Here is a 14,876-nt window from a genome sequence, read left to right as displayed (position 1 = left end):
GGTGGTGTCGGTGGTGGGGGTGTCGTCGTTGGTGGTGGTGTTGGTGAGGGTTGCGGTGCCGTAGCCGAGGGTGATGCCGGCGAGGGCGGCCGCCAGGGCCCAGTTGCGGCGTCGGGGGCGCGTTGTGGCGGGGGTGGGGAGGGGCTGTGGTGGGCTCGGTGCGGCGGGTGCGGCGGGTGCGGTGGGTCGGTCGGTGGTGAGGGCGGCGCGGACGGCGGCTTCTCGCAGGTCGGGTATTCTGCCGGTCCAGTCGCCGAGGATGTCTTTCTCGGGCACGAGTTGCATGGACGTCAGCGTGTGGTGGATGTCGTCCAGTTCTGTCGTGCAGGCGTCGCACTGCTGGAGGTGCCGGCCGACGCGTTCGGCGTCGGGGGTGTCGAGGGCGGCCAGGGCGTAGACGGCCAGCTCCGATTTCTCCTGCTCACAGATCACCGTTGGTCTCCTGAAATCATTGTCAGCCCCCCGGCGAACTAGCTCATTCTACGAAGACCCGGCCCACTCGGTTCATGAAGCACCGACAACACCGGCAGGCGCAGTGGGCCACTTGGCCGGAAAGCGCTGCGATTACCTCCTCTGTACATCTGGCAACCGACATCCCGGCACTACGGGCCGATGCGGTTCGGGCGGTCCCTGGCGTGGGGCCGCGCGGAACAGGGTGGAGGCGGCTCCAACCTCAGCGTGCCAGTCGGGTCCAAGCTGCCATTACGGGCTCCTGTCGCGATTGCAGAGAGGGTGAACCCTGGGTTTATCACTGCGAAAGCGGCCATCGCCGAAAGCATCAGCGGGTTTCCGCCGCACTGTTCCGCAAGATCGTGCACGGCGTCGGTGTCGGTTGCCACTCTCTCCGCGCCGATGCGCCGGCTCAACATCTCACGGGATTCCGACGCCGACAGCGGCCCGAGCAGGAGGGCGTGCGCGCCCTCCCGGACGGCCAGCCCGCTCAGTCCCTCCCGGCTGGTCACCACGACGACCGAACCCCCCGCGCCCGGCAGCAGAAGGCGCACCTGCCGAGCGTCCCGGGCGTTCTCCAGAAAAAGCAGACATCGCTTATTGGAGAGCACACTCCGAAGAAGTGACGTCTGTGCCTGCAGACGCATCGGGATATGCGTGTCTGCCACCCCCAGAGCCCGCAGAAAGGACTTCAGCACCCTTTGTGCGGTCACCAGAGGGTCGGCGGTGCCGATTCCACGCAGGTCCGCGTAGAGCTGGCCGTCGGGGAACGTGTCCGCCAATCGATGGGCCAGACTGAGCCCCAGAGCGGACTTCCCCACCCCGGCAGCGCCCTGGATCGCGATGATGGCGCCGAATCCGGGAAACTTGGCGACGGCCGCCTGCGCCTCGGCCAGTTGGGCTTCTCGTCCGCAGAAGAACACGGACGGGGCAGGCAGTTGTCGGGGCACCGGCAGCTCGGCCGGAGCAGGCACGGGACGATCCGCCGGCGCGGTCGTCGGGGCGACGGCAACGGGTTCGCCCGCCAGGATCTGTTGCCGCAGTCTTTGCAGCGCGGGCCCTGGATCGACGCCGAGTTTATTGGCCAGAGCTCGCTGGGTCTGGCGATAGACATCGAGCGCGTCAGCCTGCCGACCGTTTCTGTAGAATGAGAGCATCAAAAGCTCACGAAATCGCTCGTCCAACGGGTGCTCGGAGACGAGACGGCTCAGCTCGCTCACGGAGTCCGCATGAGCCCCGGAAGATATTTCTGCGGCTATTCTTGTCTCGATGGCGGTGAGACGAAGCGGCAGAATAAGCTGACGCTGCCTCTCCGCGTATTCCCCCTTTATTCCAGACAGCGGCGACCCTTGCCACATGCCCAGAGCGCTGCGCAATTTATTGATGGCATCGGGGAAGTTTCCCTCCGAACAGCAGCGCTCGGCCGCAGCTGTCAGCTCCTGGAATTTCATTAGATCGAGGCTGCCGGAAGGCGGCCAGATCTGATACCCCTTGCTCACCGTACGGATGAGGGAATCGGTCCGCCCTTCCGGCCCGCCGAGGCAGCGGCGCAGATGGTGGATGTGGGTGTGCAGGGAGGCGGAAGCCGCGGTCGGGGGCGCGCTCCCCCAGACGGCGTCGATCAGTTCGGCCGGTGACACGTATGCACCCGCCCGCAGCAGGAGAGCGACCAGAACCGCTTTGCGCCGAGGTGGTCCAAGGCATATCTCCCGGTCCCCCCGCCATGCGCGCACGGGCCCGAGTAGTGCAAAACGCAACGCTCCAGCCATGTGTCCTTGATTCTCGTGTGCAGGAAATGCGGACCCTGTACGTGCAGATCGTTTCGCCGACCGCCCGCATGTGTCAGCTCCCTCTCGCGGTGACGCCGGTCGGCATCCACTGCGAAAGGGAGCGGTAGGTGGCTCTGAGCAGGCCTGGAGCGCGAGGTCACACTTCGCGGCGGGCCGTCCACGGAACGATGTTGTGGTTGTTGACCCGGAAGAGGTTGGCGGGGTCGTAGAGGGTCTTGATGTCCTTGAGACGCTCAAGATCATCAGGCGTGAAGATGCTGTCGGCCGTGTCTTCGCGTGAAGTGAAGTTCTGGTACGTCCGTCCGGTCGTCCACGGGTTCAGCGCCTCGATCAGCGAGTTCAGGAGTTCCGCTCCGGCACTGATCGCCTCAGGCGGTCCCACGGTGGCACCCCAGACGGTGAACCGGGCGTCCCTGGCCGCTATGGCACTCGAACCGGGGAGCTTCTCACTCAGAGCGCCCCCGAGGTGGCGCACCTCCACGACCGTGACGGCTCCGCCCGATTGCGGCCCCACCTTCGCGAGAATGGTGTCGACGGCTGCGGCGGGCAGTTCGGCCAGCAGGGTGCTCGCTTCCTCATAGGGCGCGGGGTCGGTCGGGTCCTGGTGCACCGCGGCGAACGCGCTGTAGGGCTGCGGGCCGATCGCGTCGATGAGGGCAGGACCGATGTCCCGCAAGGGGGCGATCAGTGTTTCCGCGTCCTCGGCTGATCCGAGGAAGGCGACCCGTACGTGTGCGACGGACTTTCCGCGGAGCATCTCCGGAATCTGCGGCAGTGGCGGGAAGTTCAGCAGTGCGACCGAGCAGGTGAGTTCGTCCGGAGCGCTGTGGACGACGTCCCGGTAGGCGTGCAGCACCGTCTCGGCCTGTTCGGCGGGGTAGAAGAGACCGCCGCCGTAGAAGTCGGAGACGGGAAAGAGTTCGATCTCGATCGCCGTCACGACACCGAAGTTGCTGCGGCCGCCCCGCATGCCCCAGAAGAGCTCCGGCTCGGTGTCGGCTGTGAGTCGGCGGAACCGCCCGTCCGCCGTGACGACCTCGATCGCGGCAACGTGATCCGCGGCCCAGCCGTACTTCCGGCCGAGCACCGGGCTCAGACCTCCACCCAGGACGTAACCGACGACGCCCACCCCGGCGGACGAGCCGTTGAGAGGAGTGAGCCCGGCGGTCTGGGCCGCGTCGACGACGTCTCCCCACACGCCTCCCGCCTCGACCCGGGCGGTGGCACCCGCCGCGTCGATCACGACCGAACGCATCCTGCCGGTGGTGATGAGCACGAACCCCTCGGCAAGGGGAAACGGCTGATGTCCGGTGGCCAGTACACCCACGGGAAGACCGTGGGTTGCGGCGAACCGTACGGTGGCCTGCACATCGGCCGGGTCGGCCACCGCGACGACGAGCAGGGGCCGGTGCTGCGAGAGGAGATTGAACCCCGTGACCTCGGCCGCGTACCCGGGATCGTCCGGCGTGAAGACGGAGCCCGTGAGCTGAGCCGCCAGTTCGTCCACAGCATCCTGCTGGAAAACATTTCCCGCAATAGTTTCAGTCATTTCCTTTTTCCTTCGCTAGAAATACATCGGTCTTCCTTGACTCGCTCTCCGCTTCCAGTCGACAGCGAATGAATGATCAGAGAACGATGGTCTTGCAGATTCCCATCAAAAGTGGTCCGCCTGTCCTCCCGCTGTCCTCGTCCTGACTTGATCTTTCCGGGCGGCGTCCGCAGACAACTACGACCGCGGAGGCAAGAGAACAGCAGAATCGGACGGCACTTTCAGACGGACACGTAGGATCGAGCTCTCCGCATCAATATCCGATGCGTCCCACTTTTGACCAGTATTACTTGACCAGGCTTCCGTCAGGAGCCACAGCGAACCATTCGTCGTCAATACCCTGACCGTTCAGATCACCAGGTACGACGTCCCCGACGTAGTAGTAGAGCGGCCAGTCCTTGTATTTCACCTGAAGCGCTCCCTCGGCCCGCTCGGTACGAGTGAGCAGCGACTTGTCGATGTCCTTGGCGGACTTGGCGTCGGACGGGCTGGTGAGAGCCGGCCATACGGCGATGCAGTTGGCGGCGCAGTTGCTTTCGCCGTCCTTGTCCACCGTAAATCCATAGAGAGTTCTACCGGACTGATCCACGAGAATCTTCCCGAGTTCGGATTCGGCGGTCTTCACCGTAACGGCCTGCGGTTCGGGGGTGCCGGGCTTCTCCGCGTTCGAGTCGTCGCCGCTGCAGGCGGTCATACCGAAAAGGGAGAGCGAGACGATCGATGCGAGCAAAAAGACTCGGTTGCGCATGTTTCTCCTTGAAGTGCAGGCGTCATGACCTGGGGCGTCGGTGAGTGGTGGCCCCTTACTGAGTGGCGTTCCGGTAGTGGGGTACCAACGACGGTTACGTGTTCTTGCGCGGGGCGGTTCACCGGCGACCAAGCGGCCGACTCGGCCATGTGGTTCGTCCGGCGGGCCACTCAATGCCGCGCGGTGTCGTGCGAAAGTTCACGCCGAGCGGCGTGAACCTCCGGACGAGGCGGTCCGTAGCACCTATTGCAGGTCTTTCACTTTCTTTCCCGGGTGAGAGAGAAATCCGCGCATGGAAAGACGCCGCTGTTTCCTGCCGTATATTCACGCTTCAGACGTGTACCGGCAGGGCTCCGCCGTTCTCGCTATTGACGGCATAACCGGTACGGGTCTGACGCCCTCACTCGGCCGTGATGGCGATCCGCGCGCAATCGGTGGCCGGCTCATCGCCCATGACACCGTCACCCGCGCTTTCGCCCACGGTCACGACGAGACCCGCCGCACCGTTTCCTCACGGTCGTTGCCTGACGGCTTCCCGATCAACCCGTCCCGGTTTCTGAACCACCGGCGGCCGGGGCGGGCTGTGACAGGGAACCGGATGGTCCGGACCGCCACGAAGGGATGGTCATGCGCGGAAGCCGCATCACGCTCACCGCCGACATCGAGGCACTCGGCACCCGGCACCGCGCCGGGGACCAGGGAACCGTCGAAGAGGTGCACACCGGCGGTCACCTGACGGTCCGCATGGACGACGGCCGCCTCAACTTCCCCACCGAGGACGAAGTGACCTATGAACAGCGGTGAACGGGTTGCCGGTTGCGTACCGGCCGGCCGCAGTCTGGTGACCGGTACGGGTTGGCCCGTCCGGGGAGGCGGAGCCCGCCGATCCGGCGCCGGAGGTCCTCCCCTCTGCCACGGGTGCCGGTCACCGGAACGAGTCCGTCGCGGTCGTGGGTATGGCGTGTCGCCCGCCCCGTGCGCGCACCCTCGACGAGCTCTGGCGCCTGCTGGAATCCGGTACGGACGCGGTTCGGACCGTCCCTGACCGAAGACGGGGAAGTGATTCTTCGGGCGGCGGAGGTCCTGATCTCTTGCAGAACATGGCGCCCGTCGAAGCCGCATTCCTCGACGGGCGAGCAGGAGACCCGTCCTGCCACTCGGTCACCGGCCGTGCCCTGCACATGGTCGCCCACCGGCTTTCGTACGTTCTCGGACTGCGCGGCGAGCGTCGTACTCGACTCCGCCTGCTCGTCCTCCGCGCCGGCTCTGCATCGCGCCTGTCAAAGCATCTGGAGCGGCAAGCCGTCCATGGCCATCGCCGGCGGCGTCAACCTGACCCGGCCATCCGGCTCGTGGTCGGCGAGCGGCCCGACCGCGACGAGGACCGTGGCGGCGCAGACCGGGTCCCGCTCGCCGTCGAGGCAGGCCGGCAACGGGAGCAGGGTGGCGTCGGCCTCCTCGGGGAACCAGCCGAGGAGGTACGCGGTCTTGGTGCGGATCTCCAGGTCCCGGTTGCCAAGCAGTTCGAGCAGGACAGGAAGCTGGGCACGGACCGCGTCATAGGAACGCAGTGTGCCTTCGCGGGCGTCGACGGGGTGCCCGGCCGCACAGTAGGCCCGTCCCTCGCGCAAGTTCTTCAGCCGCTCCTCGTCGGTCTCGGCGGTGATCTGCTCGTCGTACCAGCGCGGATTTTCTTCGGGACTACTGACGGGCAGTCTTTTACAGGGCTGCGCCGTGTCGGAGCAGGGGCAGTTCGCGGCTTGATTCCGATGGCCGCCGGCAGCCCCGGGCGCTCCCTCTCCTCCAGGGACGGTCAGCGCTTCACTTCTGCTCGACCGGCGGGCAGGTGCCCGTGTCCTCACCGATCGAGTTGATCTCGGCGTTCGAGCGCGAGTCGCCCGCGTAGTCGAGCTGATCCGTGCACTTCGTGTCGGCGTCCTTCAGCGTGCCCGACGACTCCCCGTCGGACTTCTGGACCGGCGGGCAGGTGCCCGTGTCCTCGCCGATCGAGTTGATCTCGGCGTTCGAGCGCGAGTCGCCCGCGTAGTCGAGCTGATCCGTGCACTTCGTGTCGGACTTGGCGGGCGTGCCCGACGGCTTGCTCTCCGCGGTGCCGGACTCCGCGGTGCCGGACCCCGTGCTGCCGGACCCCCCGGTGCCCGACTGCGGGGTGCTCCCGGCCGCAGTCGACGAGCTGCTCGCGGAAGCGGAAGAAGAGGAAGTAGAAGACCCGTTGCCGGCGCCGTCGTTGCCGCATGCCGTCAGCGCCAGGCCCAGGGCCACCGCGGTCATGGCCAGTACTGAGATCTTCCGAGTGCGCATGGCGGTGCCTGTCCTCTGTGTGGGGTGCACGGGGTTGCCGCTCACGGGGAGCGGGTGAACGAGCCGGGCGACTGCTGTCGTGCGGCTCTGCCTTCTGTCCTCCCAGATGGTCCGTGCGTCCGCCTCGGTTGCCTCTTGATCGTCTTCAAGACACATTCGTGACATGAGCAGCACACGCCCCTACGGTGACCGGATGACGTCGGTCAAGAAGTTCCAGGTCACCTTCGACTGCGCGGAACCCGAGCGCCTCGCCCGTTTCTGGTGCGAGGTGTTGGGGTACGTCGTACCGCCGCCCCCGGAGGGGTTCGTCACTTGGGACGACTACAAGCGCTCGCAGCCACCCGAGCGGCGGGACGCATGGTTCGCCTGCGTCGACCCCTCGGGTGTGGGTCCGCGTCTGTACTTCCAGCGCGTCCCCGAAGGGAAGGCAGCCAAGAACCGGCTGCATCTCGACGTGCGGGTCGGCACCGGACTCGTGGGTGCGGAGCGCCTCGCCGCGCTGGAGGCCGAGCGCGCGCGCCTGGTCCCGCTCGGCGCGGTGCACGTGCGGACGCTGTACGACGGCACCGACGCGTGCATCCCGATGCAGGACATCGAGGGCAACGAGTTCTGTATCGACTGAGGCCACTCCCCGCCCGCGCTCCCCGCCCGCCCCGTCGGCCCCACTCACCGGCCCCACTAATCTGTCCGCCATGAACGCACCGGGGGACATGATCGACGGTCGGTTCGAGCTGGTCGAACGGCTCGGCAGCGGCGGTATGGGCACGGTGTGGCGGGCGCGGGACAGCGTGCTGCACCGGGAGGTCGCCCTCAAGGCCGTACGGCATGACGCGGCGGCCTCCGAAGCCGTCCGCGCGCGGGTGCTGCGGGAGGCGCGGGCGCTGGCCCGGGTCAGCCACCCGAACGTGGTGATGATCCATCACATCGTGAACGACGACCCGCACCCCTGGCTCGTGATGGAACTGGTCGAAGGCCTCTCGCTCCAGGAGCGGCTCGCCGACGGCCCGTTGCCGCCCACGGAGGCCGCCCGGCTGGGCCGCCAGGTGCTCGGCGCCCTGCGCGCCGCCGACGCGGCCGGGGTCCAGCACCGGGACGTCAAACCCGCCAACATCCTGCTGCGCACCGACGGCTCCGCCGTCCTCACCGACTTCGGCATCGCGGCACTCCAGGGGTCCACCGCCCTGACGGCGACCGGCGAACTCATCGGCTCGCCCGAGTACATCGCCCCCGAGCGGATCCGCGGCAACGACGACGACCCGGCGTCCGACCTCTGGTCCCTGGGGCTCGTCCTGTACGTGTGCGTCGAGGGCGTCAGTCCCCTGCGCCGCGGGACGACCCTGGCCACCCTGGCCGCCGTGCTCGACGAGGCCCTGCCCCCACCGGTGCGCTCCGGCCCGCTGGCACCCGTACTCCAGGCCCTGCTCGTACGGGATCCGGCGGCCAGGCCCGACGCCGCACGGCTGGACGCGATGCTGGCGCAGGTCGAGTCGGGTGCGGCGCCGGACTGGGAGCTGCCGACGACGACCGCCCCGCTGCCGCCCGGGGCCACGACGATCCCGACCCGCGTCCTGGGCGTCCCGTCCGCGCACGCCGGCCCCGGCGGCCCCACGCCCGCCGAAGCGCCCACCGAAGCGCCGGGTGGAACACCGGGTGAGGAGCCGACGCGCGTCGGGGACCACCGCCCGTCCGGGCGCGGAGGGCGCACGGCGCTCGCCGCCACCATTGCCGTCGTCGTGGTCGCCCTCGCGACGGCCGCGACCGCTCTGGTACTCACCCTGGGCGACCAGGGCGGCAGCGACGGCAAGGAGGACGGCGCCAAGGGCGGCGGCAACCCCGCCACCACGTCGTCCTCGGCGAACTCCACGTCCTCGCCGTCCTCGCCGTCCTCGAAGCGGTCGTCGGCGTCGACGCCGACGCCCACTCCCGAGCCGTCCGCCCCCGACTCCTCACCGGCCTCCGGAGGCCGGTGGATCGCCCAGCTCTTCTCCGAACCGGTCGGCTCCGGCACCGCCGCCCGGGACCGACGGCTCGCCACCGTCCGCAAGTCCGTCCCCGAGGCCGTCTACCTCCGCAGCGACGACTACGCGTCCCTCCGCCCCGGCTACTGGGTCGTCTACGCGCCGGGCCCCTTCACCGACGGCCGTGACGCCCTGGACTTCTGCGAGGAACGCGGCAGGACCACGCCGACCGCCTGCGTCGGACGGTACGCGAGCACGAGCGCGGACGACTACAACCTCCAGTGCCGCCCTCCGGCCGCCAACCCGACGGGCCTCTGCACACGCCCGTGAACCGCACACGCCCGTGAACCGCACGCGCGCGTGGACCCCACCAAACCAGGCAGCTCATATGATCTATGTCCTGTTATGACACATCTTGGCGCATGATGTCATGTTGAGTGCCGTTACCCGCTGTGAGTCCTGGCGTTGAAGGGGCAGTGCGGTCGCGTTCATGCTTCCGCACTCACCGATTCGAAGGAGAAACGTGATGTCTCGCATCGCGAAGGCAGCCGGTGTCGCTCTCGGCACGGGTGCCGTTGTGCTCAGTGGTGCCGGTCTGGCCATGGCGGACGCGGACGCCGCGGGCACGGCCGTCGGCTCGCCCGGCGTGGCGTCGGGCAACGTCGTCCAGGTTCCGATCCACATCCCGGTCAACCTCTGCGGCAACACGGTGAACGTGATCGCCGTGCTGAACCCGGCGTTCGGCAACCAGTGCGCCAACACCGACGACAAGCACGAGGGTTACGGCCACTGAGTCGCCGCACCACCGAAACGAAGGCCCCCGGCGGTACCCACCGCCGGGGGCTTCCTCGTACCCCAGACACCCCAGACACCCCTGACAGTCCAGCCAGCCCTGACAGCCCAGAAGCCCCGCGCGCCTCACCGCGCGCGAGCGCCTCATACGTACCGGTAGATCCGGCTGTGGTCCTCCAACTGGTCCGGCGTCACGCCCCACGGCGGCATCTCCTCGTGCCGCGCCACGATCCGCCCGTACTGCCGGTCCCCGAGTTCCGGCGGCGACTCGGGCAGATACCGCGCGCCCTGATGCCGCTTCTGCCAGCGCGTCCAGAGCAGGTCCACGAAGGAGTGGTGCAGCCAGAAGACGGGATCGTTGACGGAGGCCCCGCCCAGCATGTGCCCGCCGACCCAGCGGTGGACGCGGTTGTGGTTGCGCCACGCGTCGTTGCCCCGTCCGGTCCCCCATCCCTCCAGCTTGTTGCGGAAGCCGCGGCCGGAAGTGGAGTCCCAGGGGTCCGTGTCGTACACGGGATCGTCGAGGGCCTTCGCGAGCTCGCCCGCGGTGGGCAGGGACAGCGGATCGCGGGGTCTGCCGAAATCACGCGTGAGGTAGTCGCCGTCGGTCATCGACTCCTTGACGACCCACTTCTTGTGCCGACGCGCGAACGGACCGGTCGTCACCTGGTGGTCGGACCGGCGCCCGTTGCCCCCGAGGAGGTCCTCCCCCCACAGCGAGGCGGCGGGAGTGCGGTCCTTCGTCCAGTCCCAGTACGGCACGGACACCCCGGAGTCCACCCTGCGCAGCGCCCGTTCCAGGTCCAGCAGGAACCGCCGGTGCCAGGGCAGGAAGGAGGGGGTCATATGAGCGGCACGCAGCCCGTCCTCACCGTCCGACACATAGTGGTCGATGTGCATGCGGACGAATTCGTCGTACTCGCCGGTGCGTTTGATCTCCAGGAACGCGCCGACGAGCCTGCGCTTCTCCGTACGTGTCAGCGCGCTCACGTTCTTACGCGTGTACGCCATGCCCGTGCCCCTCCCGCCGCACAGGATCCCGCTCCCGATCTGTCTCCGGATCCTGCTCCGGATCCCGCCCCGGATGCGCCTCCGTGGCGGCCGCGCGCAGCCGCAGTGTGCCGCCCAGTTCGTCCACGGCGGCGCGGGCCGCGGCCAGCGGCGTCGGGTACGACCGGTAGTGGTCGACCATCGTCAGATAGCCGCCGTCGGCCCGCCGCATGAGGTGCAGCGGCCGGTCGTCCACCGTGACCCGCCAGGGCCCGGCGGGAGCCTTACGCGCGTCCCCGGCCGGACGTGCGCCGCCCGCCGCCTCCTCCTTGCACCCACGGATCCGGCACCCGCCGTACATCTCGTCGAACCCGGCCGCCGCGAACTGCGCCTCGAACTCGGCCAGTTCCCGGGACGGCCCACCGGCAGGGCCACCCGGCGTCGCCGGCTGCGCGCGCGACGGACCCGACGCCGCGACGAACGGAGCCACGGCGACCGCCACGGCCGCGGCGAGCACCCCTCTCAGGACGTCGCGCCGCGTGCCGTTCCCCACTCTCACCCGCATTCCCCACCCCCTTGGATACGTCCAGTCCGCGCTGTCGGCGCCTACAGGCCCGGAGCGAGGTCCAGGTTCGCCCCCGGTGCCGCCTGGAGGACCGGGGCCAGCAGGGCCGCCTGGGGCAGCTTCGCGGCCGGGAGACCGAGCATGTCCGCACGCGGCGCGGTCAGCGGGGCGTCCAGCGAGGCGCCGGGCGTCATGGCGTGCAGGCCGGAGGTGGGTGTGCTGGCGGCGAGGTGGTCGAAGGTGTCCCCGAACACGCGCGGCAGCGGCGTACGCGCGTCGAGCGAGGGCAGGTCGCTGGTGACCGGCAGTTGCGGGAGGGCGCGCTCCGGCAGCAGCCGGCCCTCGACGTACCGCGGCCCGTCGGGGCTGCCCGGCCTGAGCAGCGGCACGGTGCCGCTGATCCTGGGCATCTCCATGTTCAGGGAGTGCTCCACACCTTCCAGGGGCACGGCGACCGGAACCCCGTCGGCCGCGACAGCGGGCGTCGCGACGGCGGCCGCCACACAGGTGACGACGGCGGCAACAGTTCCTCGGGTGGTCGACTTCATCTCAGGCACGGGCCTTTCGGGATTCGGGAGGGTGCGTCCGAAACGGGTAACGACCCGGCGCACGGGATCCGGTCAAAATTCCCCCGGACGAAGCAATCTTCAGCTCGTCCATAAGTCCCACCGCGGCGTCGACACGAGCCTCCCGATGTCCCGATGCCCCGAAGGCCCCGAAGGCCCCGGGTCACGCCGTCGGGCGCGGCGCGTGTGGTCAGGCGCGCGGGCTGCGGGCCGGGACGAGGGCGTGCGCCGCGTTGTTCAGGGTCTCCTCGTCGCCGGCGAAGGCGGCCAGTGCCTCCGGCTCGACGCGCTTGCCCGGCTCGGCCTCGGGCCACGGGCGGGTGGTGAACAGGAAGTAGGCGTAGCCGCGTTCGCCGACGGCGGCGAGCCACTCCGGCGGTACGGGGCACCGGGCGTTGAGCTGGGTCATGCTGACGACGGCCTGACCCGGCTCGACCAGGACGCGGACCGGGAAGCCCGGCTGCCGGGTGGCGTCGACGACCTCGTCGCCGAGGGGCAGTCCGTTGGCCTCCAACAACTGCTCGACGGCGGTCGCCGAGCCCTCGGGGCCGCCCGCGCCGTCACCGAGGGAGTACGCCAGGAGATAGGGCATGTCGCCGTCGGGCTGTTCACCGCTCCACGCCATGACGACGAGGGTGCCGAGGTCCCCGGCGGGGAATGGGCGCGTTTCGCTTGGGATCGAGGTCACCGCGGAACCGTATCGGCGTGCCGAAATGCGTCCGCTTTCTTTCTCACCCGCCCGGGGGATTTCCATCAAGGTCGCCACACGAACGAGGTACGGGGTCGAACGGACGGGAAGAGAGAAACAGCCCGAACACGAAAAGGGAACGGCCGGAACGAGTCGAATGGGCGATACCTACGCGATGGGCCGGTCCGCGCCGATGCGCCACCGGCCCCGCGTCACTTCCGTACGGCCCCGCGTCACTTCCCGAGGGGAAGGCCGCCCAGGAGGCCCGTGAGCCCGCCCGCCGAGTTCAGGGCGTCCGTCGCGTCGCTGACGGTGCTCAGCGCGGAGTCCTGGTTCTCCGTGTCGAGCGCATTCGACTGCGACTGCAGGGGCATGAGGTCCACCGGCTCGGTGGTGAGCTGGGTGAGAGCCGAGTCGATGCCGCCGTTGAGGCTCGTGGGGGGCGCGAGGTCGGCGGCAGAGGCGGGCGCGGCGACACCAGCGACGGCCATGGACCCGGCAACGACAGCGGCGGCCTTCAGGGACTTCATCGTGTTCCTTTCATCGGTGACTCCCGTCACCAGAGGGAATTCTCGGCGTTCAGGCACTGTGCATGCCTGCTCCCGCACTGCTTCCTACCCAACGACACCCCGTCTGGGCGGAAACCCCGAACACTGAAAATTCCTGGAACCCACCCGATTGAAGGCTGTGTTTCATCACCAAATGGGATCCCTCATATGAGAACCCTGAAAGATTGTGCAAACAGGGTGTGAAACAGCCGTCGGGCCGGCCCGACGGCCGGAGCGGTGGCTGCTTCGCCTCAGCCACCGCTCCCCGACTGTGCGGGCACGTCCGTGGACAGCTTGGGCAGTCCCGGCAGGTTCGGTGCGGGCAGAGCGCCGCCCACCGCCACCGCGGCGACGAAGTTGACCAGGCCGGACACGGTCTGCTTCGCGGCCGCCCCCAGAGCGGTGGCGTCACCGGCGACCGCCGCCTCGACCAGGGAATCGACCGAGCTCTGCAGCGCCTTGAGCGCGTCGGCCCTGAGGTCGGGCGCGGCCACGCGGCCGGCGGTGTCCGACGCGGGGAGGGCGGGGAGCGCCGGGGCACCGGGGAGCGCCGGCAGGATCGACGGCGGAGCGGCGGGGACCTTGGGATCGGCCGGGCTCTGCGGAACGGGCGGAACCTTGGGATCGGCCGGTGAGTTCACCTCCGCCGGCGCCTGCTCCGCGGGTGTCTGCGGCACGGCCGGTGTCTTCGCCGGCGGGGTCTGCGGGGCGGCCGGGGCCGACGCGGTGGCCTTGGCGATGGCCTCCTTCACCGCGTCGCCGAACTTCTCGGCGTCGGCGGCGGGCAGCTTCCCGCTGTCGGCCTTGAGCGCGGCGGTGAGGAGGTCGGTGACCGGCTTCAGCACTCCTGCGACGTCGCCGAGGCCGGTGGCCTGTGCCAGCAGGGCGTCCGCCTCGGGCACCGGCGCCCGGACCGCCGCCGCGGGCACCGCCGTGACAGGGATTGCCGCGGCGCGGGTGTCGCGCGCCGGGTCGTGGTCGGCGGCCACGGCGACGGGTCCGGCGATCCCCAGCAGGAACGTGGCGCAGAGGGCGGAGGTCGCGATACGCCGCGCGGGCAGAGCACGCATGGAGGGTCCTTTCGATGATGCGTCGGGTCCTGTCCTCACCGTGGAATCGGTGACCGCCGCCTGCAACCGATCGAACGCGCACCGCGGCGGCCCACACCCACCGCCCTGACCGTTGTCCCTGCTGAGCCGCCATGCCCGGTCCCGTCGAACGCACTTGCCGTCCCTCCCCCCATTCGGGGCAACGCGGATCGGCCGCCCTCCCCGAGGGGAGGACGGCCGATCAGGGGCCGGGCTTCGACGTCAGTCGTTCTCGCACTCGTTGCCGAACGCCGGGTTCAGCAGCGCGATGACGTCCACGGTGTTGCCGCACAGGTTGATCGGCACGTGGACGGGGACCTGCACCAGGTTGCCCGACAGGACACCCGGGGAGTTGGCGGCTGCGCCCTGCGCGTCACTGTCGGCGGCGGCGATGCCGGCGGTGCCCGCCATGGCGGCGGCGGCAACGGAGGTAAAGGCCAGGCCCTTCGCGATACGCGACATGGAGAGGTGCTCCTTGGGATTGAAACAACAACCGGGCGGGATGCCCGGCTCTGGAATCAACGCGTGGCACGGGCGCGGGTTGTGCCTCCAAAAGAGTGACGCTTCGAGCCGTTACCAGAAGCGTGCCTGGGGGTTATCCCAAGACATGCACACGATTCCGACACACTTTGCAGCTTTCACCGATAAATACGGATAGCGGCTACAGTTGCGTTCCTCTTCAGACCGCCACAGACCATCTCAGACCGCCCTAGATCGTTTCAGATCACTTCGTAGCACTCACTTCGTAGCACTTGAAACTTCCCGTCCGCCGATGCCCCGTCCCGTCCGCCCGCAAGGGCCAGAACCTCCGCCGCCGAGATT

Annotated in this window: 16 protein-coding genes and 2 pseudogenes; 6 read left to right on the top strand and 12 right to left on the bottom strand. The window is 68.9% G+C overall.

Annotated elements, in window-relative coordinates; all coding sequences use genetic code 11:
• The 4 genes and pseudogenes from ACIOKD_RS27490 to ACIOKD_RS27475 form a co-directional block, all read right to left on the bottom strand.
• A pseudogene (locus ACIOKD_RS27490) lies at positions 1-432 on the bottom strand (hypothetical protein); the annotation flags it as partial.
• A 170-nt stretch (positions 433-602) separates the two neighbouring features.
• Positions 603-2,219: a BTAD domain-containing putative transcriptional regulator gene (locus ACIOKD_RS27485; RefSeq protein WP_402089273.1), complete on the bottom strand. Its 1,617-nt coding sequence runs from the start codon at positions 2,217-2,219 to the stop codon at positions 603-605.
• Positions 2,220-2,376: 157 nt separating this feature from the next.
• Complete coding sequence (locus ACIOKD_RS27480; RefSeq protein WP_402089271.1) at positions 2,377-3,789, bottom strand: FAD-binding oxidoreductase; 1,413 nt, start codon at positions 3,787-3,789, stop codon at positions 2,377-2,379.
• 286 nt (positions 3,790-4,075) lie between these two features.
• Positions 4,076-4,537: a hypothetical protein gene (locus ACIOKD_RS27475; protein ID WP_402089267.1), complete on the bottom strand. Its 462-nt coding sequence runs from the start codon at positions 4,535-4,537 to the stop codon at positions 4,076-4,078.
• A 627-nt stretch (positions 4,538-5,164) separates the two neighbouring features.
• Between ACIOKD_RS27475 and ACIOKD_RS27470 the strand changes: the two genes are divergently transcribed.
• The 3 genes and pseudogenes from ACIOKD_RS27470 to ACIOKD_RS27460 all read left to right on the top strand — a co-directional run bounded on the left by ACIOKD_RS27470 (position 5,165) and on the right by ACIOKD_RS27460 (position 6,100).
• Positions 5,165-5,341: a hypothetical protein gene (locus tag ACIOKD_RS27470; RefSeq protein ID WP_402089265.1), complete on the top strand. Its 177-nt coding sequence runs from the start codon at positions 5,165-5,167 to the stop codon at positions 5,339-5,341.
• 143 nt (positions 5,342-5,484) lie between these two features.
• Positions 5,485-5,592 (top strand): annotated as a pseudogene (locus ACIOKD_RS27465) (beta-ketoacyl synthase N-terminal-like domain-containing protein); the annotation flags it as partial.
• Positions 5,593-5,596: 4 nt separating this feature from the next.
• Complete coding sequence (locus ACIOKD_RS27460; protein ID WP_402089262.1) at positions 5,597-6,100, top strand: beta-ketoacyl synthase N-terminal-like domain-containing protein; 504 nt, start codon at positions 5,597-5,599, stop codon at positions 6,098-6,100.
• 258 nt (positions 6,101-6,358) lie between these two features.
• Here ACIOKD_RS27460 and ACIOKD_RS27455 read toward each other — a convergent pair whose 3' ends face one another.
• On the bottom strand, positions 6,359-6,859 hold the full coding sequence (locus tag ACIOKD_RS27455; protein ID WP_402089259.1) for a hypothetical protein: 501 nt from the start codon (positions 6,857-6,859) through the stop codon (positions 6,359-6,361).
• A gap of 193 nt (positions 6,860-7,052) precedes the next feature.
• Here ACIOKD_RS27455 and ACIOKD_RS27450 point away from each other — a divergent pair, with 193 nt between their 5' ends.
• The 3 genes from ACIOKD_RS27450 to ACIOKD_RS27440 all read left to right on the top strand — a co-directional run bounded on the left by ACIOKD_RS27450 (position 7,053) and on the right by ACIOKD_RS27440 (position 9,610).
• On the top strand, positions 7,053-7,481 hold the full coding sequence (locus tag ACIOKD_RS27450; protein ID WP_402089311.1) for a VOC family protein: 429 nt from the start codon (positions 7,053-7,055) through the stop codon (positions 7,479-7,481).
• A 70-nt stretch (positions 7,482-7,551) separates the two neighbouring features.
• Positions 7,552-9,147, top strand: coding sequence for a protein kinase (locus ACIOKD_RS27445; protein ID WP_402089256.1), 1,596 nt, complete (start codon positions 7,552-7,554; stop codon positions 9,145-9,147).
• Positions 9,148-9,343: 196 nt separating this feature from the next.
• The gene (locus ACIOKD_RS27440) at positions 9,344-9,610 is read left to right on the top strand and encodes a chaplin (protein ID WP_402089253.1); all 267 of its coding nucleotides are present in this window, start codon (positions 9,344-9,346) and stop codon (positions 9,608-9,610) included.
• A 143-nt stretch (positions 9,611-9,753) separates the two neighbouring features.
• Here the strand turns inward: ACIOKD_RS27440 and ACIOKD_RS27435 are convergent, their stop codons facing one another.
• The 7 genes from ACIOKD_RS27435 to ACIOKD_RS27405 form a co-directional block, all read right to left on the bottom strand.
• On the bottom strand, positions 9,754-10,620 hold the full coding sequence (locus ACIOKD_RS27435) for a tyrosinase family protein (RefSeq protein WP_402089250.1): 867 nt from the start codon (positions 10,618-10,620) through the stop codon (positions 9,754-9,756).
• A complete protein-coding gene (locus tag ACIOKD_RS27430; RefSeq protein WP_402089248.1) occupies positions 10,604-11,164 on the bottom strand; it encodes a tyrosinase family oxidase copper chaperone in 561 nt (186 codons plus the stop codon). The genes ACIOKD_RS27435 and ACIOKD_RS27430 overlap by 17 nt, the downstream gene beginning before the upstream one ends.
• 41 nt (positions 11,165-11,205) lie before the next feature.
• The gene (locus ACIOKD_RS27425; protein ID WP_402089245.1) at positions 11,206-11,712 is read right to left on the bottom strand and encodes a hypothetical protein; all 507 of its coding nucleotides are present in this window, start codon (positions 11,710-11,712) and stop codon (positions 11,206-11,208) included.
• Positions 11,713-11,920: 208 nt separating this feature from the next.
• Positions 11,921-12,418, bottom strand: coding sequence for a DUF5949 family protein (locus ACIOKD_RS27420; RefSeq protein WP_402089242.1), 498 nt, complete (start codon positions 12,416-12,418; stop codon positions 11,921-11,923).
• Between the two features lie 233 nt (positions 12,419-12,651).
• Positions 12,652-12,948 carry a hypothetical protein gene (locus tag ACIOKD_RS27415; RefSeq protein ID WP_402089239.1) on the bottom strand — a complete coding sequence of 99 codons (297 nt, stop codon included), beginning with the start codon at positions 12,946-12,948 and terminating at the stop codon, positions 12,652-12,654.
• Positions 12,949-13,217: 269 nt separating this feature from the next.
• Positions 13,218-14,036 (bottom strand): hypothetical protein, encoded by an 819-nt coding sequence (locus tag ACIOKD_RS27410; RefSeq protein ID WP_402089236.1) that lies wholly within the window; start codon positions 14,034-14,036, stop codon positions 13,218-13,220.
• Positions 14,037-14,276: 240 nt separating this feature from the next.
• On the bottom strand, positions 14,277-14,516 hold the full coding sequence (locus tag ACIOKD_RS27405) for a chaplin (protein WP_402089233.1): 240 nt from the start codon (positions 14,514-14,516) through the stop codon (positions 14,277-14,279).
• Positions 14,517-14,876 lie beyond the last annotated feature (360 nt).

The sequence above is a fragment of the Streptomyces sp. NPDC087844 genome, assembly GCF_044742785.1.
GTDB lineage: Bacteria > Actinomycetota > Actinomycetes > Streptomycetales > Streptomycetaceae > Streptomyces.
Note: the sequence above shows the minus strand (reverse complement) of the source record. Positions and strands in the feature narration are given on the sequence as shown.